We start from the raw sequence: 25,357 nt of genomic DNA on the forward strand, positions 1-25,357 counted from the left end.
GCCCCGGGGAGGGGCGGCACCACTTTCAATGCGGCGACCTCCCCCTATACTATTAAAAATTTTTCTCCAAACATTGTATAATGTGATAGATTATCAGAATTATCATCACAAGTGGAGGGAACTGAAAGGTGGAAAAGTGGAAAGTGTATATGGAGATTTATCAATTAAAACAACAAGGGTTTAAGATAAGGAGGATCGCTAAAAAGCTAGGGATTTCAAGAACAACCGTTTACAAATATTTAGAAAAATCGCCGGATGAAATGAGTTCATGGATGGCATCAACAAAAACAAGAGCAAAAAAGCTTGATCCATATGAGATGGTTATTCAAACATGGCTAAGTGAACATCCTGATCTCTCTGCATCTCAAGTTCATGACTGGTTATTCGAAAAATATAAGGGTATAGAGGTGGCTGAGAGCACAGTACGTGGTTATGTTAAAGAATTACGGGAGAAATATTCGCTTCCTAAAACAGAAACAAAACGTGTCTACGAAGCCGTTCCAGACCCTCCGATGGGGAAACAAGCTCAGGTAGACTTTGGCCAAACTATACAAAAGACATCAGATGGAAAAGAGGTCAAATTATATTTCATTAGTTTTGTACTTTCGCACTCCCGGTATAAATATGCCGAGTGGTTGGACAGGCCTTTCACTACGAAAGATGTGATTCGAACGCATGAAAATGCCTTTCAGTTTTTTGGGGGTATTCCTCACGAAATTGTTTATGATCAAGACTCTCTTATGGTAGTCAGCGAGAATGCTGGAGACCTAATTCTTACTGGTGAATTTCAAGCTTATCGTGAAGAAAGGAAATTAGTCCTTCATGTTTGCCGCAAGGCGGATCCTGAAAGCAAGGGGCGAATTGAGAACGTGGTTGGTTTTATAAAGAAAAACTTCGCTAAGAATCGTGCCTTTCACAATATCGATCAGTGGAATGAACAGGGCATCGCATGGCTTGAAAGAACAGGAAATGGTAAAGTTCACAATACAACAAAAAAGAGACCAGTCGAAGTGTTTAACCTTGAAAAACAACACTTAAGACCGGTCACTACAAAAATTACTATTTCAAGTATTGATTCAAGTATAACAAGAACCGTTAGGAAGGACAATACTATTCTCTACCTATCAAATCGGTATTCTGTTCCTCTCGGAACCCATAAGAAAGATAAAGAAGTTTATATCGAAGTGACAGATAAGAACCATTTACTTGTTCGAGAAGAAAAGGAAGGGCCTGTAATTGCCTACCATAAGATTAGTCACGAGAAAGGTAAACTGATTCAAGATCGCCAGCACACACGGGATCGCACAAAAGGCATAGCTGTTTTCATAACTAGTGTTTCCGAGAAATTTGAGGATGTGGAGCTCGCGACTGAATTTCTAACTCAAGTCCATCGTAATTACCCGCGGTATATTCGTGATCAACTTCAACTCATCTCAAAGGTGCTTCAATCTGAGCCAGAGTTTGCGAGTGATGCTTTAAAGGAATGTGTCAACAGGGGGCTGTATAGTGCGACTGAATTTAGCGATATCATCCAACATGTCAAACGCCAACGCCAAGTAAACAGCAAACCAGAGGATCGAACGGGTGAACAGTTGAAACCAATCTATGCAACCGATCAATCTGTAATTAATACAAAACCACAGACTCGAGATATAAATGAATATATAGCTTTACTGGAAGAGGGTGTATACAAATGAATCATTCCATTGAACAGCTGCAACACCGTTTACGTTCCTTAAGGTGGGCAGAAAGCGCCACCTACCTCCCCCAGCTGATTTCGAAAGCGGAAACAGAGGATTGGACGTACCGAATGTTTATTGACCACTTGACGGCTTACGAACAAAAGCGTCGTGATGAGAAACAAATTGAAAAGAGACTAAAATGGGCTGGGTTCCCTTTTTATAAAACACTTGAGGCATTCAATCTGAATGAGCAGCAATCACTAAGCAAGAAGCAAATCAACCAATTAAAGGAGTTCGCATGGCTAGATCAATTATACAACCTTATCCTTTTAGGACCAACAGGGGTGGGCAAGACGCTCCTGTCAACGGCACTAGGAATAGAAGCTATTCATCAAGGATACAAGGTGTCATTTATATCTATGGGTGAACTCATTCACACATTAAAAACAGAGGAATTTACAAGAAAGTCACAGACAAGGATGAAACGTATCAGAGACTCCCATTTAATCATTATTGATGATTTGATGTATATGGCAATGGATACTCGTGAAGCCAATCTGTTTTTTCATTTGATTAATGACCTATATGACAAATCTTCTGTCATTATAACATCGAACAAAGGGCCTCAAGAATGGGGAGAATTATTAGGTGATCCTGGCATTACAACAGCCATTTTAGATAGACTCATCCATCGGGCAGAAGTGATTCATTTTAGAGAGGAAAAAAGTTACCGAATGAAACATCGTTCTTCCATTTTTGGGAACGAAAGTGTTCAAAATTAATTAGCAAAAAGTGTTCATTTTCACTTGACGGTTACAGTTCTTTGGATGTATTTTCTTTTTGTTGTGATAAAATATCAAAAATGTTCATTATTCCACCTACTTAATCGTGTGGCATTTATAGATTGTTTGTTTATAACTTAGTTATATAACTTACTTTATTTCTTTAAGTCCGATTAAGCTGTCCTAAAAATAGCTTTAAATTAGTTTCAGGACAGCTTTCTTTACCCACTACTTTTACAGAACTTCTTCTTTTAAGTAAGCTTTAAAATCCGAATAGATTTTTTCAAGTGTTTTATTTTGATACTCATATACTTGTCCCTCTTCATCAAGAACTATTAATAACCCTTCTGTAGCTAAGTTTTCGATAACAATATAATTATCTAATTGATTATTAGCTAATGCACGTTCTTGTTTTGTTAATTCTATTACATTTAAGTACCCCTCAACACCTAGCGCAGCAATTTCATGAGTACCTACTGCGAGCGCCCCATATTGCAATAACAATTCCTTATAATCAGAAGGAATTTTAAATCCTAAGTCAATTTCAGCTTGTTCGACTTTCTGGATACCCACGCCACCTGTTGAAAGAAAATTCTTATTTTCAAATAATGCTTTTAGACTCATCATATACCTCCAGCTTCTTTAATTTGTTCAGCCCTTGCTTTCCAATGTGCTTCTTTTTCTAAGTTAAATAGGGTACGGTTAATTTCACTCTCTTTAGCAACATCGTGTAACACTGAGTAATTACCTTCTCCTCGATGTTCATTTCGTGTTAATTCTGCTAATGGTGAATCCATTTCTTGGCCAATATGATGTAATTCAATAGGTTGACCGTCTACTAATGGAGCAAGCCCTTGTTCCATGCGTTCTAAATTTGTTCTCCCAAATTGATCCTTCGCTGCGTAATCAATGTCTGTTCGAATTAAAGCTTCACGACCATTGACAGTTGATTCTCTTAAATTAGCTTCTTCATAAATCTTGATTTCTTCTGCACTAGCCTCTTTTAAAGACTCATCTAAAGTTTTATATTTTGTTTCATCGTTCAAAACAACTTCCTTTGAATTGAGTGTAACAGCTTCCAATTTCACTGGATCTAAATTTATAAAAGATTCCGTAGCGATAGTCTTTTCTAAATTAGTATATACCCCTTCATTAATAATGAGTTTTGTTGCTTCTACTGCTGCAGTTTCTGCTGCAACTGATTCTAGTACTGTAGCGACAGTTGTGAAGATTTCCATTCTGCAGAATCCCTTTCTATCCAAATTTCAATTTGTTGTAACAATGGTTTTTGAGTATTACCAAATATATGAGCTAATGTTCTCAGTAATAAGGTTTTAGTTTGTTTATTCCAATGCCATTCTATAAACTCATTAACTAGTATATCTTTTGCTTTATCATACATATTTTTTGCATTCTCTATTGCCTCAGTATTAGTTTTGATAGAATCTAATAAACCACTTAGTTCCATAAATTTGGATAAATAAATCACTTCACCATCCATAACTTTACGTGTTGTTTCCATCCATTTAAATCTAGGTTCATTAAATAGGATGTTTTCAACTCCTACAACTAGTAGAGGATATATTCGTAACTCTCGTTGCCTATTAAATACTTCTAATTCTTTTGGTGACCAACAATAATCTAAATTAGATAATAAAGTTTCAAAGTAATATTTGACTTCATCTTTAACATTATTGAAATTAGAGAAGAAAACTTTTTCTTGTAAATACTTATCTAATAAACCTTTAGATAGAGTAACTAGAAATTCATTCTCCTGTTGTCGAGGAATTATATAGCCAAATTTAACGGCATATCTTAATAAATCATTAGTAAATGCACTAATTACATAATTCAAACGATTAGTATCACCATATAATGCATTGTGATAAAGCTTTCTAAATTGCCGTAACATATATTCAACTAAACTACTGTTTTGATATAGTAAGTACTCTGCAATTGGATGAATACGTTCTTCATTTTGTACAAATGTATTGTAAGTTGATACAGAGGCTCTTAATTGATCAAAAGAAACATAACTTAGGTTTTCTTTAACAGGGTTAATTAGTACATGCCCTGCTTTATACATACCACTTGTAAAGAATAAAGATTCCCCACGTTTGAGTTTAGATAAGAATAATAAATCTTCTTCCTTAGATATAGCCAGAGCTTGCGCAACATATTCAGCATCATCTTGTGACACTAAACGATGGATAATTTTGGAATCTGTATTTTTCAACGCATCTGGTGCTAACTTAGTTGGTACTTGATCAACTATGATAATACCTTCACCTTTTGAGCGAATTTCACTTAAAATATTACAGAAGAATTCAACTGCTTTCCCCTTGGTATTCGCAATTTCAGGGTTTTGACTTTCACTATGATTTTTAAATAAGCGATGTGCTTCTTCAATAATTGTAAAGTGTTTCAGATCTGCATCAATAACAGAGTTTGCTTCAATTTTAAACTGCTCGGATAAACGAATAAAGAATAACCCCATAATTAGTGCTTTATCGTCCTCATCTGCAATTTCTTCTAGTTCAATTATTGTTTTAGATTGAAGTAACTTAGAAAAGTCTATTGTTTCTTTTGTATTTAATAATTTGCCTTTGCTACCAGTCATTAAGCTTTTAATACGAGTTAACAAAGCAGCACGAATATTTGATTTTTGTTCTTCTGCATAACCTGAGTTGTTTAAATATTCATTAATTTCTTCATATAAGTGGGTTAATGTTGGGAAATGCTCATTTGTAAGTTCTTCTATTGCGAATACATTAATAGAAGCATTTAAATCCCAACCAACTTTTTGATAAATAGAATATAAACATTGCTCTAATATATTTGGCATTGATGCATACATTGAAAATGCAGACATAAAAACAGCTTTTAAAGAATCAATATGACTCATTACTGAAATACCTACTGGGAAATAAAAAGGGTTCAAACGTATAGGCGAGAGTCTTTCATTCCCAGGTGTGTACAACTTGATCTCATCATCACCACTTAACAGGTGACGATATTCTTGTTTTGTCGGCTCTATAATTAAAAATGGTACAGGACTATGTTTTAATAACGACATAACTGTATTTGTTTTGCCACTTCCTGTAATCCCACTAATTAAGCAATGTTGCCGTAAATTCTTATAAGGGTAAATCACATCAGTATTAGACAAAACATTACGAACAAACTGCTTACCCATTGGCCAATGGGCATCTGTTGTCTCATACTGTAATTTAGACACTTCAAAGTCATTTTGTTGTTTAACTTCAAATCCATCATAGGAGTCACTTGGTAATTGAATTAAGCGTGCCAGTTCTTCAGACGTTAATACGTTGGTTAATGGTGATGAAAATCCTAAAAAAACCGATAATTCATTTTGGTCTGATGGGAATGAAGCTTGTTCAAAATAAGCCTGCATATCTGGATGAGTCTGCAATTTAGCAGGTTCTCCATATTTTTTTTCAAAGCTGGATTGTTGAATACTATTTTGAAGATTTGTCAATACAGTATCATCGTTTGCTCCAATATATATTGCTACTTGGAACTGTCCAATCGCACTAGCTAATAATTGACGGTCAATTAAGAATTGTAGATTCTCACAATACTTTTCAACAGCATAGCTTGCATATTCGATTGATTCATCTGAAGAATTATCTTTACTTTCAGTAGTACTCTTGTTAGTCGAATTATTACGAGAAAATAAAATGGCAGATTCTGTGTTTGCTTTATTTTCTCCTTCTTGTACTTGAGTACTTTCAGAATTTGAATTCGATTTCTGAACTTTTTGAAGAGGATAAGCCTCCTCATACATAGAAGATAATCTCAATAATATTTCATCGGTATTTGTACGCTGGATCACAAATTTGATTTCAAAGGGGTTATTCGAATTTGCTTTTAAAAATCCATCTAGGACACTAATGTAATTTTGCTCTTTATCATCATCGAGTGCTGGTGTATACGTTATAGCAGCATATCTACTCCAATCGTTGTGCTGTATTACTTGTTTTTCTAAATCAACAGAACCTAATAAAGCAGATTTTAAACTCCCAACCTGATCATCAGAGTGTGTATTAGCAACAGTTAACGATATTTGGCCCTTTCCTTTTCCAATAATCGTAAATATTGTACGTCCCCTAATATTATATAAAGCCTTCGCTAACGATTTGGCACTGTTTTGAAGTTGTTGAATAACTGAAGTATCCTCTTCTTGCTTAATAAAAATTTCTTTAATCTCAAAGCAGTAAGATAAGAGACTTTTTTCAGAGGAGAATCCATCTATATTTTTGAGTTGCCGTTTATATAGTTGTTGATGAACTAATTGAGTTTTTTCAATATCACTACGTTTCAGCATGATTCCACCTACTTATTTATTAGACTGTTTGAAATTGTGCTTGTATCTGTTCGTACTTTTTCTTTGCATCTTGAATTGTTCTTAATAAAACTTTCTTAGCCTCAGCTTTACGAATATCAAGTAATTGACTCATCGATTCTTGATCAATTATTTTCTTTGTATCATTAATTGTTGTAGTAATTGGCTTTTCTTCTTGTGGCTGAGTTTGTGTTGGAACTACATAGCTAGACTGTTCAATACCATCATTATCTACGTAACTTATGACTGTATATACAATCCCCGCTACTACAATAGCAGAGATACCTCCGATTAATATTGAAGCCCCAACAGAAGTTGGTGTAAGTAATATTGATGCAGGTATAGCAATACTAATTGTCGTAACTCCAGCACCAATAGCTAAATTTCTAGAACGATATTTATTTGCCTCAGAACGTTGAGCATAATTAAGCGTTGCTATACGTTTTGTAGCAGAGTGCTGTTTATTATTTTGATTAATATTAGTGGAAATGGAAAGCTCTCTTTTAAAGTTAACATCAATTTGTTGAAATTTTGGTGCTTTTACTAACGATTTGTAGCTTTTACCTATTTCATAACCTTTTTCAGCATCAAATGTTTCAACAAAGTTTCTACGGGCTTCATTAATAATTTTACTTACTAGCCCTAAAGCATAGTTATTTATATCAGCTTGTTCGGTTTGTAATAATTCTTTTAGTGCAAACTCTGAATTTGCAATTTTTGCTCTTTTTAAATTTCTATAATTTTCATTTAAGAAATCATTCATTTCTTCTTCATATTTCAGGAAGTTCATCCAACCAGCTCCATTTCCTCTAATTTTTTTATTTCATCGTATTTTGTACGGTTCTCTTGTAACAAGTTGGTAAGGTCCTTTTGTTCTTCATTTAATTTAAGAAGTAGCATTTTATATTGTTCTTTACTGCGCTGTTGTTCAGTTGCTAGACTATTTAGTTGGTTTTGTTGCCATTTAGTGTAGTTTTTCACTCGTAATTCTAATAAATGTTCTTCAATAATTTGTGGTACAATACTATTTAATTTGCTATAAAGCTGTGTTGACATTTGACGAAGTGTTGCAGTTAATTCTGCTTCTAATTCTTCTAGAGCTAGTTTTACTTCTTTTTCAATATCTGTTACAAAATTTTCACGATTAAATTCTGTTATACGTTTTTCTTTTCCAAACAAACTTTTAATAGCGTTAATTACCCCTGGGGCACGGCGACTCGTTGTATTTTTCCCCTTTAAAGTTCCTAAATTACCTTCAATTTGATCTTTAATCTCAGATGCAGCATTTCCTTTGAATAATTTCTCGATTTCTTGTTTCAACTCTTCTAACAATTCATCGAAATCAAAGAATGAATTATTCGTTTGAGAAATCCCTAATTCCGTCTCAAATAACTGGTTGAAATTTTGTTCCATCTCATGTACCAGTTCTTCACATGCTGTTACAATTTTTTCTATCTCTTTTGAAATGATACTGAAACTTGTTTGATTTGTTTGTAACTTCATATTTTCAATTTTTAAATCTGTTAAATCAAAAAATTTATCTAATACTTCTTCAGAATTATTCTGGTTAATTTGACGTTTACTGGTACGCCATTCTTTACTCAACTCACTGTTTAAGCTTTCAACCATATCGAAAACATCAGAGTTATACAATCTACGAAGCTTGAACATAATCGATCTTCTGTTACTTGCACTATTTACACGTTCTTCAACTAAATCTTCGATAGCCATACGTAGTTTTGTAATTTCGGTTTTAAATACTTTAGAAAGACTTTCCGCTTTATCCTTCAATACTCTACTATCTTCATTGTGTTTCTTTTGTTCAATTTCAATTGTTCTAATAACGGCATCCAACTCAAGCTCAATTGCTCGATTTAGTTTTTGGAACACTTCACTAATTAAATAGCCATTTTTCTCTTCAAAGTAAATTCCTAAACTATAATAAACTGATTCAATGTTACTTATATTACGGATAGTGGGTATATCGGTTTCTTGGATAGCACGACCCGCTACCGGAAAACCTTCATCATCAACAAACTTAATAGTTTCATCACGGCGAATATCGTTAATATCCATAAAGCCCTGTTCATACATTTTTATAATTAAGCCAAAATAAGATGAAACTTTAAAGATTTTTGGAGCCATAACAACACCATTAAGCACTTTTTTTAATTCTTGATATGCCTTTTCAACTTCTGCCTCAGGATATTGGTCAATTTTATTTACTGCGAAGAAAATATGTTTATCCGAATTATCTAATGTTGTACGCTTTGCATTATCAACATATTCTCGAATGACCTTCATAAAATTGACTTCACCAACAGTGGATGGATCAATGATAAAAATGACTGCATTAACAGAATTTAAAATTCCTAGCGTAATACCACTATGTGCCTCGTATTGCCCAAATAATCCTGGGGTATCAACTATTTCCACACCATTTTTACATAATTCAATTGGCCAGTACACATCTACGCTTCCAATAGAAGCTTCTACTTCAAATTCATCATCTGAACGGTTAACAGCTGTATAACGTTTAATTTCAGCTTTAAATTCAAGTAAATCGTTTTCACTGCCTTCAATAACTATTTGAGAACCGTCATGATAATTGATTTCTGCACGAGGGGTTTCACCATATTTAACGGTTGTTATAGCTGCTGTCTCTACCAAAATACTTGTAGAAAGCAGATCAAACCCTAATAAGCTATTAATAAATGTCGATTTACCAGCAGTAAACGGTGCAACAACCGCAATTTTAAAGATACCGTTATTTAAACGTTCTAAGCTTGATTCAATTTCTGTAGATTTTAAAACTTCTTTTGATAGATTTGCTGAGGCTAAAACATTCTGAACATATTCATTTGTTTTATCAAATTTCACCCTTGTTGATTCAATCATTAATACACACCCCTACTCTCTTTATTACTGTATCTAAACCTGATAAATTAGCAATTTCTAAATTCCAATCTTTTATTTTGTTTTTCGGTTTTGGATATCCTTTTACATCTAGAAACACTATATCCATTTCTTTAATCTTATCAATAGGTAGTTTTGCTAATGCATATAATTCTTCATCAAAATACAGTTTGTTACCAGTTGAATTACCATAAGATTTACTTAGGAGAAAATGATTAGGAGGTAATTCAGCTCCTTCGTAATAATTAACTGATGTAATTGAAATGATATCTTTATCTTGTTTAATTTTAAGAAACTCTACTTCATTATTTGCAATAATTAAATTAAATTTGTATAGTTCACTTAGACTATTTAAAACAATATCTGGTACATTAAAGACCAGTAGTGATTTTAAATTACTGTTTTTCCAAAAAAGTAAAAATGGGCTTTCTGACCATTCTTTTAATACCTTTTCAACTTGTTTTTTTCCAATAAAACGTTGAAAACATAAGTAATCATTTGTGTCCCCTGTTTCGAGCTGTTTGATAGTTCTGTGTTCATTTAATATGTCATCAAAATATAAGAAGCGTGAATCTCCTTGTACAAATGCCTCATATGCGCGTAATGAAATCTTGTGAATTTTAGGATCTACAAGGATTTCTGACAGACTTTCACGTAAATCCTTAACAACTAGTTCTATATCCGATTGGCGTGGGGCTGCCTCTTTATTATGCAGGACAAAATAAAAATTATTATCATGAGCACCCATGAATTTAAGTCTCTCTATCTGTTTCTTTAGCCATATACTGTTTGCATTTTGTATATCTAATAAGAAAATTGAAAAATGAGCAATCTCTTCTCCAACTATATCCTCATTAAGAGGAAGCCAATATGTTTCAAAAGGAAGACTTTGATCAATAAAAGATAAGAAATTATTATAGGTCGCTTTTTGTAAGGAATAAATATGTAATCGCATGCAATTTCCTCCTTTAAATCGATTTTATAAATCTTTCTAGTTCTAAAATGCAGCTTGACTCTTCAAGTCTATCAATGTGTTCTTCAGTAAAGCTACGACCACTAATTACCCACTCTCCATCGGTCACAAATATAAATGGATCTTTTTTTAGTGTAAGTAAATCGATTTCTTTCTTTTTGTATAAACGTGCCTTTAAAGCAGAGTAAGCAGAAACATAAAATATTCCATTGTGCTTAACCTTTTGACCTAAGGTTTTATTAAACTCTTCGCGTAAACTATTTCTGTCTTCTAGAGTTTTAACTAAATCCATCTTATTCATAACGAAAATACACGGTTTTTGATATTTATGTTGCCATTCTAAGATCTTTTTAGTGTATGGTTCGAAACCAAGTTGTGTCGGATTTAACAAATACATTATATAATCCAGTTTTTCAATGATACCTCCTGTAATCTCATCATGTTCTGGGTTTTTCCCAAACAATCCAGGTGTATCTACAAATGTAATTAGTTTTAATTCAGTGTTATTTATTGTTGTATCAACCAAGTTACTACCTTTTTCATTCAAAGTACTTAAATACCCAAGTCTCTCTTTAAAATTTGACTCATCCAAATAATTTTCTATAATAAGCGTTGGATCTTCCTTCATCAACCAATAATCTTCATTATGTGTAATTGTGGTGATTTTTGCAGTTTTTACCAAGATATCTTCTTGTAACAAATCTAGTTGAAGTAAGCTATTAATTAATGCAGATTTTCCATATGTGAAAGGACTAATAACTCCAATTTTTTTTGTTTTGCTTTTATTGAACAGACCTCTATTAATAACTTTTTGATAAGTAATATTACTGTTTGACTTTGCATTTGGAGATATTACAAATTTCCCACTTAAATAATCCTCTACTATGAATTTCATTTTCTTATTTTTATTGGTTTCATATAGTAGTGCTTTAAAAGCCTTTTTGCTTTCTAATGATAAGTCAATTATCTTTATATCTATTGATTCTTCTATTTCGAGCGATTCATTCATTTGAATCCAATCATTTATAGATTTTCTATTAATTCGAAAATCATTCTGTATTAAAAGGTATCTACGAATCCAATCATATCGTTTTTTGAGAGGAATCCACTCTTCCTTAAGAATGACCACCTTTGTGCTATCTTCATCTAAGCCTCTGTAAATAAAATAAATTAAATTGTATCTATTTAATTCAAAAACTAAATTCTTTGATGAAGTTGACTTTAAAAAGCGTTGGATTAGACCTATAGTATTAATTTTATTTAATTCCATAGTTTACTACCTTCCATCTATATCTTATTTTTATCCAGTGTAGAAATTGCTTTAAACTAGCAATACATAATAAGATCTACACTCCTAAGCCAACCAATAATTTATTGTCCTTAATACTAAAACCCTTAATTTTACCAACTGGGATGTTCTTAATACTCTCAATCTCATTTATGTCAATCGAGATACAATTGCTATGATAAGAGAGGACCTTAGGTTTATTGAAAACCCTATTCTTGATCCATTCCTGATTTAGTGGTTTCATACCTACAACTTCAAAGGTAATAACCCTCCCTGAAGTACTCTTTGGCTTTAAGTCAAAAGAAAAATCAATAGATAACAACATTTTTTTAGCTATGCCACTAATTTTCATTAAATCATCTGTTATGGTTACATCTAAGTTACTTATTCCTTCAATTTCTTGCTTTTTTAAAATGTATAAAATCATCTCTGAGTTAATTGGTATTTGAACTTGTTTATCCTCAATCTTATTTTTAACCTGTGTTATAAAACTTGATTCTTCTTTTAATATTTCATTTACCTTATTGTTAAGATTACTGAATAACCCCTTCATCATTGGACCACCTTTTTTACTATTAATTCGAAAATCTAATTATATGAATATAGTACTAAAACCCTAAAGATTATATTGTTATAATTTGTCGAATTTTATATTTTTTTCAGACATAATCCTATTTCACATGAATATTTAGTCTTAGTTTTTAATAATGGGTTATCAATAAATTCAATTTAAAGCTAAAAAATTGAAACAAACTAAAAAAAGATATGGCCTAGTTACTAGGTCATATCTTTTTTTACTATAGTCTATTTTAAATCTTTGGCTCAAACTCTTTATTCTACATTAGAGCAGTCCATTTTGTAGCTTAAACAGGTTTCGGTTCATTCTTCCCAATATTGTCTAGGAAACTCCCGAACTCCTCAAATTCATCCACTTCTTCTTTCTCTCCATTACTTGTAACAGTTGGTATACTCGTAGTGTTTGTTGCGGATGATAAAGATTCTAACTGCAACTTTAATTGATTTATTTCTTTTTGGTTTTCATTATCTCTTTGTTGGGCTTGAATTAGATGAATTTCAAGCTGCTTTTTTAGACGATTATTTTCATCTTCTAAATTATTAATTATATCTCGTTGTGACTTGTAGTCCTCCATAGTCGAAGTTAACCTTTTGTTGGCTAGTTCTAAGTCATCTATTTGTTCCAAGTAATCATTGATTAGAAGACTCTTCTCAGCTTTGTATTTATTCAGTAAGTTTTCTTCTAAGGACTTAAGCGCTTCATCTTTAATCTTACGAGCATTTGCTATCTCTTTGGCAAATCTATCATTCTCTTTACGTAATTCTATCACTTCTTTACGTATTTCACCCAATTCACTTCCAAGCTTACCAATTTCCTTATTTTTTAGTTCAGAAGCTTTCTTCTCATTTTCTAATTTCTTTTTGAGTTGGCTTTGTTCTTTCGTATTAGTTACTAATTGTTGTTCTTTTACCTGCAATTGATCACTGGTACCTTTTAAATTCTTTTGTAACTCTTCAATTTCAACTTCAAATTTCTTGTTTGTTACCATTGCTTCTTCATATTGTTCTCTAAAAGTATCCTTTTCTATTCTCCCTCTTAATGTGACTAAATCTTTTATAATGGAATCAAAGGTTATCTCCACACTATTCTCCACACCATCTTCCGTGTCTCCCTCCTTTTCTCTTAGAATATAGTCTTCTCCTAAGAGTAAACCAGTCTCCTCTTGAAAAGTGTTACCAAAGTGTTCTAATATACCTTTAATCTCATTTTGAAACTGTTCTTTAAACCTTAACCAAGTTACATAGTAACAATAGTAAATACTTTCCTCAAAAACCTCTTCTTCTATCAAATTTTTTAGTTCATCATCTGAAGTAGAAGCATCACTATTAATAACATCTATTAACTTTTCTATTGTTGCCATATTAATGCTAACTAAGTAATTATAAAGAGAGTAAGATTCTTTGATTAGAGGAGAGATCGCTCGAATTAACTCTAATTTGTCAACATTTTTGGTTATAATTTGTTTCATGCTTAAATTAGACTTCGATATAACTGCCTTCTCATCTGATATCGAATTACAAATAATTTCAGTATCTAGTGTTAAGAGTAGGCATGCATCTAAAAATGCACTATCAATTCCCTCTACATCTACATAGGGATATCGTTTAGCCCTTTTTTTCTTCCCCAAAGCCATTACCTATCACCTCTTTCGTCATAACCAACTATACTACCTCTCTTGGACATTGATTTAAAGATTTGTTCTAATTCTCGTTTCATTAATGCATCATGTTCCCTTTGTTTTGCCTCAAATAAGATTTGTTGTGGCAAGATTTGTCTATTTGTATTAACAAATTTAGCTATTAATCTATAAATTTCTAAACGAACAGGTGCACTTACATTTTTCTTTAATAACCTTTCAAGTACTGGACCTACCTCTCTTGGTAAAAGATTGGGACGCTGTAATGCAAGTAAAATTGAGACAGCTTTAGAATCAGATATATCAGTAAGCTTTTCGGTCATCTTGATTAAACTATTAAACTTCAATAGTGCTGCATAGCCACGTAAACGCTGTTGCTCTTCATCAGTCCCATTTATTAATGTTTCTAAATATAGATCAAAAGCTGGATTGTACCCAAGTTGAGAGAGGGTATATATGGCAGACAATTTAACCTCTTTATCATTTAAATAACGCTTAAGATAGTTTATAGTACTCTCATTCCCAATACTAGCCAATGCTAGAATACACGCTTCTTTTAAACGTTTATTCTCTGACTGTTGTAATTCTTCAATAACAAAATCGGATAAGCCTTCCTCTTTAGTATGACCAATGCCTTCCATTATAGCTGCACGTTTGTTTGGTAGATTTTTATACGCTAATCTTAACTTTTCAACAGCAATAGGCTCTTTAATACCTCCTAGTAATTTTGCAGCTTCTCGAATACGGTCTATAGCTGAATCTTCCTCAATTATCTTAATAAGAGAAGGAATAGCAGTTGTATTAAAGGACTTAATAGCAGACGAATAGATAGGTCTGTATTGTCGATTACTTGTATGAACATATCGATCAAAGATATGAGGTATTATCGAGCTAGATACTTTATAAAAATCTCTAGCAAGTGAAATAACTTCCCCTATCATTGATTTAGGTAACACAATTAAATCTAAAATCTTTAGTAAGTCAATTACTGCATCTGTATTCCCCATTTTAAGAAAAGAGTCGAGCGCAGATATAAATAAATTGGGATTTTTAGCATGACGTAATATTAATGCTGCGGATTGCTTTTCATGAACTAAACCTGCCACCCGAATAGCCAATTCAATGTGTTGTTCATTCTTTGCATACTGTAAAATTCCAAGGATTAATATTCTTCCTTTTAAACTAAGAACAGTTAAACGGCTACATAATTGAACCAGAACATCTAATCTAATTCTCTCTTCTTTATCCTTAAAATCGAACATATAGGCTTCTCTGAATACAATTTCAATAGCTTTGTCACCTATTTTCTCAATCCTGTTTGCAGCTTCAAGAATTTCTGAACGATCATTGCTCTTACTCATAATCTCAATATTTTCGATAATAATAGTATTATCTTTATTAGTTAATGATGGGTCAGGTTTAAATGCCTCTACATTTACATAACCAATGACCCCCCCATCAACTCCTTGATAGGAAACTTCTTTTTCCTGAGATTCTTCTTTACTTTTTGGTATGTTACCAGATAATAAGAGTTCTAGTTCATCAAAGCTTTCTTCGTTTCTAGGTTTAAAAGATGCCTTCTGTTTGTTTAACTCTTCTCTAATCTCTTTTTCATCTGGTAACTCCATATCTAAAGTGATACTATCATGACTATTGCTTTCACTCATGTTTGCCTTCGTTTTTAATTGTTCTTGTATAGTATGATTAAATAAATCTCCCAATTTCACCATGCTATTTATACCTCCTTATACTCATTGTTGGTCATTGCTTCCTGTCTTTTACCAATCAAAGCTTTTTCTTCCTCAGTTGAATCCGTAATCCCTAAATCTACATAAACCATTTGTGTTTCATCATCCTTTAACCATGCCTTCACTTGAAGATTTCGATCATTATCAACATCAATATGAAACACAAGCGGTGATCCAACACGAACAGGCTGATCAAATTCTATAGTTGCATTTTTTAATTGTTTTTGAATCATTGCCTTTGGGTCATCAGCTGAAAATAGTTCTAAAGACATCGTATTTACATACTCCCCACTGCCCGAAACAAAAAAACCGGTGTCAATCGTCTTAGAATGTGGAACGGTAGTATCTTTTGTGATTAGTGGTACTGGAGTACTTTTGTGAACTTTGATATACACATTCTGTGGATATAACTTATCTATTTCTACTGGAAATATGGAAATTTCATCTAAAAAATAATGATAGATTGCTGCACCTCTTGATACTGACTGCATTGGGTTCGTTGCAACAGTAGGCTCTTTACCAAAAATCTCTTTGACTCGGTGCTTTACTGTAGGAAAAGCCGTCATCCCACCAACTAAAAAAATATGATCTATGTCATGTACGGTTAAAGGAATTTTTCCCATACGTAATGCGTTCATAATTGGAAACTCGATATTCTTTTCATCTTGATCACCATTCTGATAAAGGAGTGGTCGAATTAATTCATCCAATTCCTTTTTTGTAATCGTAATCTCTCCTTCTAACTCTTTTGGTACGTCAAATAACGTTAGACTAAAGGATAAGGAGTCAAATAACTCAGGCTGGTCATAATAACAAATACCTTGCATCTGCTCTCTTGCACTTATACGTCTTGAAAAGTCGATTTTAGCCTTCTCGGCAAAGTCTAAGAGCATTTCCCGTAATTTATTGAATTCTTTTTCTGAGTATTTCGCCATCATTTCTCTAGGTGATACACCCTTTTCACGAAAACGTTTTGCAAATAAATATTTCATGACAGCACTATCAAAATCTGCCCCACCTAACTCTGTATATTGTGAGATTGATAAATCCTGGATACTTAGGCGGTTGTTCTCACCTTGTGAAATACGATGAATAGTTACATCGCACGTTCCTCCTCCTAAATCAAAAACTAATACTATTTTTGGGCCAGTCGAAACGTCAAGTACTCTCGATGTATTGTCCTTAATATTTTCTTCATGTAAAAAATCAATTAATGAAGCCGTTGGTTCAGGAATCATATGAATCTTTTCTTTGTTGAAGCCTGCAAGCTCAGCTGCAATCTTTGTCTTTCCTTGTTGATGAAAATCAAAACTAGCTGGCACTGTTATAACAGCACTATCTATTTCCTCACCAAAATACTTCTCTTCTACTGTCTTTTTTAGTTTTCTAAGAATAAATGAAGAAATATGCTCTGGTAGATAGCTATCATTACGAATTTCCCATTCTACTTTATCCCCAATATGTCGTTTTACATTAGATAGTGTTTCCTTAGGGTAATAACTTTGCATTCTTTTCGCATATCTTCCTACGTAAGGAATAGAATCTTCATCGAAGTGAACAACACTAGGAAGTTCCTCACTAAAGGTCATACCATGTTCCTCATATTGTTGGATTTGGATAGTCTTTGCTTGTACTTGTTGATTAGAATTTAATTCTGCAACTGAAACAGTTGAATTTGTTGTTCCTAAATCAATTCCAACATATCTTTTCTTTGCCATTATAAACCCCTCCAGATTTTATTTATTATATTTGTTTCATTTCTACTACTTCTTCAACAAGTGGATAAATGATTGTCTTTCCTTCAATTGTCCAACCACGCTTCAAGATTTTTATTTTCACCTTCTCAGCCTCATTTGTTAACGGACTGGATATTGAAAATTTATCTTTTAACGCCTCTCTCGTAATATCTAATTCTTCTCCAATATCGAAGCCATATGTTGTTGGCTCAATGCCACTCATTCTTAGATAATTAAATAGATTCTTCACCTTACCGTTTAACATTGTTCCTTCTTCACTATTATTAATTTCATCGAAAATCTCAGATAATAAATACTGTGATTTTTTACCTGCAATACCTTCAAATAAATCAAACAGTTTTTTGTATTGAAGTTGTTCTTTTTCTTGTTGTAAGCGTTCTAAATGACTATATAAGCGTTGGTTTTCTAATTCTAATTCTTGTAGTTTTTCGCTTCCTACTGTTCCTGTTATAGTTGTTTCTTCTTCAGACTCTCTTAATTGAGTACTTAACCCGATAATCTTCTTTGCATATTCTATAATTTCTTCTTGAGTAGAAAGCTTTTTGGTTTCTATCTCCTTTGTATCAGGTTCTATAGTTACCAATTTATTTAGTACCCTTTCCATACCTTTAGTTTCTAGTGTGTCTGTATTTGAATTAATCTCTGGTTGATTATCTAACACGACCCTATTCTTGTATTCTCTTAATGTATTACTTAATGCATGCATAACAGGTTCTTCATTTTTTAGTTCCTCAACAATCGGTAAGAGCACCTGTACCATTCCGTCAGCAAAAACAGCTGTTTCAAGTGGTATATTTTTCACAAGGATTTCAATATTAAATAATAGAACGTTACCATTGTTCAAATAGAAATCAAGACGACTAAGTGTTTTTTTACCAACCTGAAAAGCTGCATCTCCAAAAATGTGTTTTAAAATAAGGTTGTATGCCTTTTTGACTTCCTTTCCCTTTACTAAATAAACAAGGGTTCGAATTAATAATTCGCTAAACAAAGTTGGATCTTCATTGGAATACACCCTATAAGATTCAAGACTTCCAGAACTAAGAGCATTAAATGCATGTTTTTGCTTATCATTTGAAATAAGGGAACGTTCAAAAAAAGCAGAGATAGTTTCTCTTGAAACCTGTAATGCATGAGTAGAATTCCAATGACGTACAATCAGATCATTTAAATCTAAATTGTGAACAGACGAATTTTCATAAACCATTTGTTCAGCTAATAATTGAATTTCCCAGCAAAATAAACGGCGTTTTGGATTTGTGTCAAGGTTTAGGCTTTTTAGACCTTCTTCAATCTCCTCATTTGTCAATTTCATCTCTTTTTGGATTTCCTTTAAAAAACCGTTATGTTTTATAACCTGAATTAATAATTGATTCATATTGATTCCTCCATTTTCAAACTATAACTTTCTCCGTTAACAGCTGGTATAACAGTGATCGGTAATATTGATAACAATTCTTTGATTGTTGGGTATACATTCAATGGTTCATAAGCCCGTGGTGAAATATATTTTTTTTCATGTTCACCATGAACCAGAAATACTACCTTCGGTTGTAAAGATAAGATTGTTTGAATCATCTCATCTCGATTTGCATGCGCGGATAATTTAAAGCTTTTAACACACGCATTCACCTCAACTCTTTCCCCTCCGATTTGAATTTTCGGCTTGGTTTGCTCTTGCAAACGATTCAAAGCATGGCCTGGACTTTCTTCATCCATATATCCAGTAAAAGCAATACTATTGTTTGAGTTTCCCAACATATGTAAAGCATAGCGTGATGATGCACTTCCTTGCTGTAACATCCCCGAACTAGCTACAATTACTTTCTTACTAGTTCTCATTAACAGAGAAAGGGTCTCATCCAGTGAATAGCCTTTGAACTGGTTCTTAACAGATTGAATGCCTCCACTAAAAAAAAGTGGACCTCTTCCCAAATACTTTTCATATACACGACAAATGTTTGGTACTAAACCATCGGTATAAACCGCATAAGGCAGGTAATCATTCATCTTAAAATGTTCTTTAATAATCAATAAGATTTCCTGAGCTCTCCCTAATGCAAAAGCAGGGATTAACATAGAACCATCTTTGTTGATGGTTTCTTCAATGAATTTCATCAATTGCTCCTCTTGTCTTTGCCGTGTAAGAGAGGCATGTAAAGGATAATATCCATATGTACTTTCAGAGATCACCACATCCACCGCAAGGTTTTCAGCGAATTGAGCTCCTTTTACAGTTAATTGGTCACCAACCGAATAGTCACCAGTAAATAAAATCCTTTTATTATCAAATTCTATTAATATTGCAGCCGCACCTAAGATATGGCCAGCGTGTAAAAAGGTAACTTTCCACTTTTTATCCCGTGAAGAAATGAGAAAAGGTTTGTTCATTTTTTTCGTTTCTATATGGAGAAGGGCTGACTGTAAGTCTTTCTCTGAATAAAATCCTTCAATGCTTTGATTATTTCTCCAGAGGTCTTTTAATAATATGGACATTAATTCACTCGTAGCTTCAGTTGAGTAAATCGGTATGGTAGGATCTAAACGATGAATATGTGGAATAGCTCCCGTATGATCAAGATGGGCATGACTAATGACAACTGCATCTATATCATCAAAGGAAATCCCTTTCTCTTTCAATGGAGAATAGTCTGGGAAAATAAATTCACCTGGATCCAAATGAATACCCGCATCAAGTAATAGGTGATGGTTATCAATTGTAATGAGAATAGATGTACCACCGATTTTATGTCCTCCTCCAAGTACGGTTACTTCAACATTAGAAAGATCTATTTCTCCCTTATTATGGATGGCATTATTTAACCGGTTATAATAGGTTAAGGCATCTGGTATATCCACATGATTTAGAATCGCACTCTTAAAAAATGAGAACGACTTTAACCCTAATTCGGTAACAATTAACTGAACAGATAGCCAGTCATGAGGATGATTAAGTAGATAGATAACTTCATCATTTGATAATTTATTTTCCAAAAGCTTGTTACAAAAGATAAAATAAATTGACCGTTTTTCAGATAACCTTTCTGATAACGTAGTCGACTTAAACTTGAGGATATCCTCTTTATTTACCCCATGACCATTTATCTTTTCATAGAAATCGATAAATAGGTTTGTAGATTCATTAAGTTGATTTTTTATGGAAATGCAATCTTTCCGTGAAAGAAGGTTTGGAACTAGGTCAAGTAATATACACCAACTAGTTACTTCATTAATAAAGTGTAATTCATTGTTATGTAAAGCAAGTAACTTTCTAAGGTGATATCTGGCTTGAGTAATATTACGCTTGATGTATTCTTCCTCAACAAGAAATAATGTTATTTCATTATAGAGTTCAGATATTGGTTTACCCTCATAACCAAACTGCATGGAAACCTTTTCATATAAATCTATCATTTCCAGATAAATATCTTGGCCGTTTTCCTTTTGAATCATCAAACATTTAAAATAGATGTTTAAATCTAACCTAATCCCAGGTTGTTTAAGGAGCCACTTAATATCCTCTACTATTTCACTATTCGTACATATAGCACTTTGAAAAAATATATTCCCATATACATCAAGGGATTCACCTCTTATAATTAACTCTCTAGATAATTTGTACGTGTTATGAAAATCCCTAATTGCATATAGAAACTGACATGTTCTAACCAGAATATTTGAAGGCAAATCGGTATACATGGCCAGTTTAGTGTATAATGATTTGCTTTTTTCTATGTGGTTACGGTTTTCATAGAAAACAGCTGTTTCAAAAAGGCTTTCAATATTTTCCACAAGTTTTTACTCCTTTCGACATACTACTATCGTATTACAAAAAGACTGAATAATTTGTCGATTTTTGTAATTCGATTCAAGTTTTTGTCACTTATTAGCCTTAATTGATCATTTTATAGTTAGGTTTATTACTTACAATATCTAGTGAAACCCCTATTAATTTATATATTGTTAGATACATTATAAAAAATAGTTAGTAGGGGCTGGCAAATGATGCGTTTCTCAAAATGTAATATTTACCATAATTGATGCTAAGTGTTAGAATATTGTTAAACATAGAAAGTAGTAAAACATAATAAGGGGTTGGGGATTTGACTACTGTTATTGAACAAGGGAGCATTGATGCAAAGAAAAGTAATGTTGCAACAATTTTTGAAAAGTTTTGGTTTATTATACCTGAATATCAGAGATCGTATGTTTGGGAGACTGACAATATTGTCCGCAGCCACCTTCGATGGCGGTTTTATTGCCAGCGGCAGTGACGGGGCAACTGACTAACGGTCACCCTCAACACCACTGGCATTTACAATGGACAATTTGGTTGTCGAAGATTAAAACGGAAAGTTCCCGATTTTTTCTTTCGACTCTTTTTCAAGAAAACCATTCAAGTGATATAATGCATTTTTCATTTTGATTAACTCATGTATCTCCGTTCTTAATCGTTCAATAGTTGCTTCCATCTCGGCAATGCCATTCTCCAACTGTTCATAATACTGGGGAATCCCTCTACTACAGTTCATTTATCACCCGATGTATATGAGATTCGCCTACAATCTTATTACCTTGAATAAAGGCATCCAATAAGCTTTGACTACAAAGTGTATTGATCTTACGTGGAATCCCTTGACTAAAATTATAAATTGCCTGGATAGCCTCTTCTGAAAAGATTTCATGAGGGGTTTCAACCACTTTTAACTGATGTCGTATATAATCAATCGTCTCTTTTTCTGTTAGACCACTCATTTGGTAGCGCATCTGAATTCGTTGTTCAATTGCTTCAAGTTGCTTTACCCTTAATAGATTTCTTAGACTTGGTTGCCCCACCACAATAAGAGATAAAGGGGACATTGAATCTTCTTTAAAATTGAGAATGAAGCGTAGTTCCTGTAACATTGAGTCAGAAAAGTGATGTGCCTCATCTAGAACAATGACGATACGCTTTCTCTCATTTTCATAAAGATCAAGCATCAAAGATTGGTACTGTCGCTTTACATCCGTTGAACGAAAGGCAGGTTGAATGCCGAAGTTCTGCAGAACTTCTCTGTAAAAAAGTTTTGGATTCAAGGAAGAGTCACATATATATAGATAATGATAATGAATAGGATCTAATTGATGAACTAACGACCGGATTGCCGTTGATTTTCCCATCCCAGCTTCCCCTGTTAAAAGACAAAATTGACGGTTCTGCACGGCATATTCTAATCGTGCAGATGCTTCCCTTTGGCTAGAGGAATTGAATAGATGCTTAGGTGAAATCTCACGTGTGAAAGGAACACCCTTCATTTCGAAAAAGTCTAGCATCATTCATTCCCCCTTGATTGTTTCTCTTTTAATTTGGCAAAACTGGTTGTACCAACTTGTTTTCGTTTTTCTTCTTCCTGGTGCCTCTTCAATTGTTCCAAGAAACTAGAAACACCTACAGGAGAGTGGTCATTTTCCGCATCCTCTGGTAATTTGGAGTGGCTTTGATTACGGAGTTCCGCAGGCTTAGCGTCATCAAAGCGCTCATCATCCTTCCATACTTGAATCATTGATAAATCGAATGGATTATAGCGAATTTGAATTCGTTTTCCACGTAACGAGGAATCTACATCATACTGATTGCCTTCTAATTCGATGATCGCTGTTTTTCGTACAGTTCGTTCCTCTTCCCAAAGGAAAATCTCTTTCAAGCTTTCTGCGGGAAGGTGACGAGTTTGTTCTTCCTTCGCTTCATAGCGTTTCTTAGGCGTTTGTTTTGTACTGCGATGAATACGGTTATCATATGCTTCTAACCAAGACCGTAGGTATTCGTTCAATTGCTTTAATGTCGTGAGTTTTCCTTGATTGATTAACAAATTCGCTTCTCCTGTAAAACTACTATCTACAAATTGGAAATATTTCTCAATTTTTCCTTTTGATTCTGGCGAATATGGCTTTGCGTGCACAAGTTTTGTACCCATTCGTGCACACATAATTTGAAACTGCTTGGCACTATAAACCGAACCGTTATCGCAGAAAAAAAGGTTTGGAACACCAAATCTTACAACAGCTTTTTGAACACAACGTTCTAAACGAGGATATCTTTCTTCCATAAAAAATTCGGCATGCATAATTCTTCTACTATGATCGTCTATAATCGCTATGAGATAGGCCTTTTTTCGCTTATCAGGATTTTTTGGATCGGGTAAATAGAGGGTGTGCTGCGTATCTGCTTGCCAGCAATCATTTGGTGAATCATGTTCAAAATGTCGGAATTCCTTCTTTACCGCACGGTAAATGTCTTTTTTACTCCAGCCCGTTTCTTGGAAATATCGTGATAGAGTGCGAGGTTTTAGAACACCCACTGAAACCATACCCTCTAACTCTAGTATTCGGATAACCTGTTCAACACTTCTACTAGGTAATTCCTTTCGTAACTCAATCGCTCGTTTCAGCACCTCTGGATCTTGATTCTGTAAGCTTCCTCTTTTTTCTCTCAATTGAGGTTTAAGTCCCTCAAACCCATCCTGCTCGTAAGCTTGAAGATACCTCTCTAATGATCGAATACTCACTGTATTCTTTTCACTGCCTGGGACAGTATATCTTTGTTTAGCAACTTCCTTTAAAAGGGCATACCTCTCCCCAGGCTGTAGTTGCCGTTGAACGATTGGTGCAATTAATCCAAATCGAAAGGCAGCTACCTCGTTTCGCGTCGTTTCATTCATCTCTTTTTCTCCTCTCATTCCATAAAATAGGAAACAACCCCATTTTCCTAGATTTTTAGCTTCTAAGATAGGGACATATTTTGTGGAGCAAGAAAAAGGAATTTTTATAAATATTGACCAATTAATCCGACGTTTTACCTGACTTCACCGATAGAAAATGGGCTGGCGGAGATTGATCATGGAAAGAAGCCTTCCTTTACAAGGAATAGCGCCATCATTAAAAAAGAAGGAGAGAAGAAGTTGAATCTCTTGGCTAGAGCTTATTCCTTCTCGATATAAGGGCAGTACCCCTTCTTCACCATCGAACTCAGCTATCCATTTCTTTCGTTGATCAATCCACCAGTTTCCCCATAGTTCTTGAAACCGACGCTTCCAACGATAAAGTGTCTTAAGGGAAACGACTGAAACTGATGAGGTCGTTAAAAGCTCAGCTAATTGACTAATGGGAATGCCGCTAATCAACCATCTTCCTAAAAATTCATAAATATGTATGGCAAACCTTCCCCACGGGATAGCAAAGCAAGGCATCAACGAAAAGGTTTTATTACAATCTGGACACCTTCTACGCATGATAGGAATCCGGAAGGATTGATGCTTAAAATGAATCGTTTTTTTATACTTTCCGTGTTTTCTGGTTTTCCTTCCACAACAGGGGCAAAAAACCTCTTCATTAAAAGTTTTAACAAATCTCTTATATTTATTGATAGCAATGGGGCACTTTAGTATAATAGTCATCATAGTGTGAGGTTATTTGTTCTCTGGGCCGCCAAGCGAAGAGGAACAAATAACCTTTTCCTTTTCTAGTTTAAGAGCCGTCAGCTCTAATGACATTATACAATAGTCATTAGAGCTGACGGCTCTTTCTTTTAATACCATCCGACAAAAATAAAGACCAACTTCCATTAGATAGCGACATTAAGGATGGCTGCGAACA

At 33.7% G+C, this 25,357-nt stretch carries 19 protein-coding genes; 2 read left to right on the forward strand and 17 right to left on the reverse strand.

The window, feature by feature from the left end; all coding sequences use genetic code 11:
• Positions 1 to 128 precede the first annotated feature (128 nt).
• A complete protein-coding gene (gene istA, locus PY093_RS19915) occupies positions 129 to 1,697 on the forward strand; it encodes an IS21 family transposase (RefSeq protein ID WP_275647389.1) in 1,569 nt (522 codons plus the stop codon).
• On the forward strand, positions 1,694 to 2,464 hold the full coding sequence (gene istB / locus PY093_RS19920; protein WP_275647388.1) for an IS21-like element helper ATPase IstB: 771 nt from the start codon (positions 1,694 to 1,696) through the stop codon (positions 2,462 to 2,464). The genes istA and istB overlap by 4 nt, the downstream gene beginning before the upstream one ends.
• A gap of 234 nt (positions 2,465 to 2,698) precedes the next feature.
• Here the strand turns inward: istB and PY093_RS19925 are convergent, their stop codons facing one another.
• The 17 genes from PY093_RS19925 to PY093_RS20005 form a co-directional block, all read right to left on the reverse strand.
• A complete protein-coding gene (locus PY093_RS19925; RefSeq protein WP_275647534.1) occupies positions 2,699 to 3,088 on the reverse strand; it encodes an SMI1/KNR4 family protein in 390 nt (129 codons plus the stop codon).
• Positions 3,088 to 3,702, reverse strand: coding sequence for an HNH/ENDO VII family nuclease (locus tag PY093_RS19930; RefSeq protein ID WP_275647535.1), 615 nt, complete (start codon positions 3,700 to 3,702; stop codon positions 3,088 to 3,090). Before PY093_RS19930 ends, PY093_RS19925 begins: the two co-directional genes overlap by 1 nt.
• Positions 3,669 to 6,812, reverse strand: a complete 3,144-nt coding sequence (locus tag PY093_RS19935; RefSeq protein WP_275647536.1) for an ATP-binding protein — start codon at positions 6,810 to 6,812, stop codon at positions 3,669 to 3,671. Before PY093_RS19935 ends, PY093_RS19930 begins: the two co-directional genes overlap by 34 nt.
• A 19-nt stretch (positions 6,813 to 6,831) precedes the next feature.
• Positions 6,832 to 7,620, reverse strand: a complete 789-nt coding sequence (locus tag PY093_RS19940) for a hypothetical protein (protein ID WP_275647537.1) — start codon at positions 7,618 to 7,620, stop codon at positions 6,832 to 6,834.
• Positions 7,617 to 9,728, reverse strand: coding sequence for a dynamin family protein (locus PY093_RS19945; RefSeq protein WP_275647538.1), 2,112 nt, complete (start codon positions 9,726 to 9,728; stop codon positions 7,617 to 7,619). Before PY093_RS19945 ends, PY093_RS19940 begins: the two co-directional genes overlap by 4 nt.
• Complete coding sequence (locus PY093_RS19950) at positions 9,721 to 10,701, reverse strand: hypothetical protein (RefSeq protein WP_275647539.1); 981 nt, start codon at positions 10,699 to 10,701, stop codon at positions 9,721 to 9,723. Before PY093_RS19950 ends, PY093_RS19945 begins: the two co-directional genes overlap by 8 nt.
• Positions 10,702 to 10,714: 13 nt before the next feature.
• Positions 10,715 to 11,989: a dynamin family protein gene (locus tag PY093_RS19955; protein WP_275647540.1), complete on the reverse strand. Its 1,275-nt coding sequence runs from the start codon at positions 11,987 to 11,989 to the stop codon at positions 10,715 to 10,717.
• 76 nt (positions 11,990 to 12,065) lie between these two features.
• Positions 12,066 to 12,563 (reverse strand): hypothetical protein, encoded by a 498-nt coding sequence (locus tag PY093_RS19960; protein ID WP_275647541.1) that lies wholly within the window; start codon positions 12,561 to 12,563, stop codon positions 12,066 to 12,068.
• Positions 12,564 to 12,870: 307 nt separating this feature from the next.
• Positions 12,871 to 14,217, reverse strand: coding sequence for a hypothetical protein (locus PY093_RS19965; protein WP_275647542.1), 1,347 nt, complete (start codon positions 14,215 to 14,217; stop codon positions 12,871 to 12,873).
• Complete coding sequence (locus PY093_RS19970) at positions 14,217 to 15,950, reverse strand: HEAT repeat domain-containing protein (protein WP_275647543.1); 1,734 nt, start codon at positions 15,948 to 15,950, stop codon at positions 14,217 to 14,219. The genes PY093_RS19965 and PY093_RS19970 overlap by 1 nt, the downstream gene beginning before the upstream one ends.
• A gap of 5 nt (positions 15,951 to 15,955) precedes the next feature.
• Positions 15,956 to 17,686, reverse strand: a complete 1,731-nt coding sequence (locus PY093_RS19975) for an Hsp70 family protein (RefSeq protein WP_275647544.1) — start codon at positions 17,684 to 17,686, stop codon at positions 15,956 to 15,958.
• Between the two features lie 25 nt (positions 17,687 to 17,711).
• Positions 17,712 to 19,103 carry a hypothetical protein gene (locus PY093_RS19980; protein ID WP_275647545.1) on the reverse strand — a complete coding sequence of 464 codons (1,392 nt, stop codon included), beginning with the start codon at positions 19,101 to 19,103 and terminating at the stop codon, positions 17,712 to 17,714.
• A complete protein-coding gene (locus tag PY093_RS19985; RefSeq protein ID WP_275647546.1) occupies positions 19,100 to 21,517 on the reverse strand; it encodes an MBL fold metallo-hydrolase in 2,418 nt (805 codons plus the stop codon). The genes PY093_RS19980 and PY093_RS19985 overlap by 4 nt, the downstream gene beginning before the upstream one ends.
• A gap of 551 nt (positions 21,518 to 22,068) precedes the next feature.
• Complete coding sequence (locus PY093_RS19990; protein WP_275647032.1) at positions 22,069 to 22,257, reverse strand: hypothetical protein; 189 nt, start codon at positions 22,255 to 22,257, stop codon at positions 22,069 to 22,071.
• A complete protein-coding gene (locus PY093_RS19995) occupies positions 22,247 to 23,041 on the reverse strand; it encodes an ExeA family protein (RefSeq protein ID WP_275647033.1) in 795 nt (264 codons plus the stop codon). Before PY093_RS19995 ends, PY093_RS19990 begins: the two co-directional genes overlap by 11 nt.
• A complete protein-coding gene (locus tag PY093_RS20000; protein WP_275647034.1) occupies positions 23,038 to 24,423 on the reverse strand; it encodes a DDE-type integrase/transposase/recombinase in 1,386 nt (461 codons plus the stop codon). The genes PY093_RS19995 and PY093_RS20000 overlap by 4 nt, the downstream gene beginning before the upstream one ends.
• 144 nt (positions 24,424 to 24,567) lie before the next feature.
• Positions 24,568 to 25,161: a DUF6431 domain-containing protein gene (locus tag PY093_RS20005; protein WP_345774247.1), complete on the reverse strand. Its 594-nt coding sequence runs from the start codon at positions 25,159 to 25,161 to the stop codon at positions 24,568 to 24,570.
• Positions 25,162 to 25,357: the final 196 nt, after the last annotated feature.

Origin of the sequence: Cytobacillus sp. S13-E01 (assembly GCF_029193815.1) — a bacterium.
Classification (GTDB): Bacteria; Bacillota; Bacilli; order Bacillales; family Bacillaceae_L; genus Bacillus_BV.

What these genes read in the sequence shown, in the direction of transcription:
- istB (WP_275647388.1), top strand. Translation starts at nt 1,694, where the DNA reads ATGAATCATTCCATTGAACAGCTGCAACACCGTTTACGTTCCTTAAGG.
- PY093_RS19925 (WP_275647534.1), bottom strand. Translation starts at nt 3,088, where the DNA reads ATGAGTCTAAAAGCATTATTTGAAAATAAGAATTTTCTTTCAACAGGT.
- PY093_RS19930 (WP_275647535.1), bottom strand. Translation starts at nt 3,702, where the DNA reads ATGGAAATCTTCACAACTGTCGCTACAGTACTAGAATCAGTTGCAGCA.
- PY093_RS19935 (WP_275647536.1), bottom strand. Translation starts at nt 6,812, where the DNA reads ATGCTGAAACGTAGTGATATTGAAAAAACTCAATTAGTTCATCAACAA.
- PY093_RS19940 (WP_275647537.1), bottom strand. Translation starts at nt 7,620, where the DNA reads ATGAACTTCCTGAAATATGAAGAAGAAATGAATGATTTCTTAAATGAA.
- PY093_RS19945 (WP_275647538.1), bottom strand. Translation starts at nt 9,728, where the DNA reads ATGATTGAATCAACAAGGGTGAAATTTGATAAAACAAATGAATATGTT.
- PY093_RS19950 (WP_275647539.1), bottom strand. Translation starts at nt 10,701, where the DNA reads ATGCGATTACATATTTATTCCTTACAAAAAGCGACCTATAATAATTTC.
- PY093_RS19955 (WP_275647540.1), bottom strand. Translation starts at nt 11,989, where the DNA reads ATGGAATTAAATAAAATTAATACTATAGGTCTAATCCAACGCTTTTTA.
- PY093_RS19960 (WP_275647541.1), bottom strand. Translation starts at nt 12,563, where the DNA reads ATGATGAAGGGGTTATTCAGTAATCTTAACAATAAGGTAAATGAAATA.
- PY093_RS19965 (WP_275647542.1), bottom strand. Translation starts at nt 14,217, where the DNA reads ATGGCTTTGGGGAAGAAAAAAAGGGCTAAACGATATCCCTATGTAGAT.
- PY093_RS19970 (WP_275647543.1), bottom strand. Translation starts at nt 15,950, where the DNA reads ATGGTGAAATTGGGAGATTTATTTAATCATACTATACAAGAACAATTA.
- PY093_RS19975 (WP_275647544.1), bottom strand. Translation starts at nt 17,686, where the DNA reads ATGGCAAAGAAAAGATATGTTGGAATTGATTTAGGAACAACAAATTCA.
- PY093_RS19980 (WP_275647545.1), bottom strand. Translation starts at nt 19,103, where the DNA reads ATGAATCAATTATTAATTCAGGTTATAAAACATAACGGTTTTTTAAAG.
- PY093_RS19990 (WP_275647032.1), bottom strand. Translation starts at nt 22,257, where the DNA reads ATGAACTGTAGTAGAGGGATTCCCCAGTATTATGAACAGTTGGAGAAT.
- PY093_RS19995 (WP_275647033.1), bottom strand. Translation starts at nt 23,041, where the DNA reads ATGATGCTAGACTTTTTCGAAATGAAGGGTGTTCCTTTCACACGTGAG.
- PY093_RS20000 (WP_275647034.1), bottom strand. Translation starts at nt 24,423, where the DNA reads ATGAATGAAACGACGCGAAACGAGGTAGCTGCCTTTCGATTTGGATTA.
- PY093_RS20005 (WP_345774247.1), bottom strand. Translation starts at nt 25,161, where the DNA reads ATGATGACTATTATACTAAAGTGCCCCATTGCTATCAATAAATATAAG.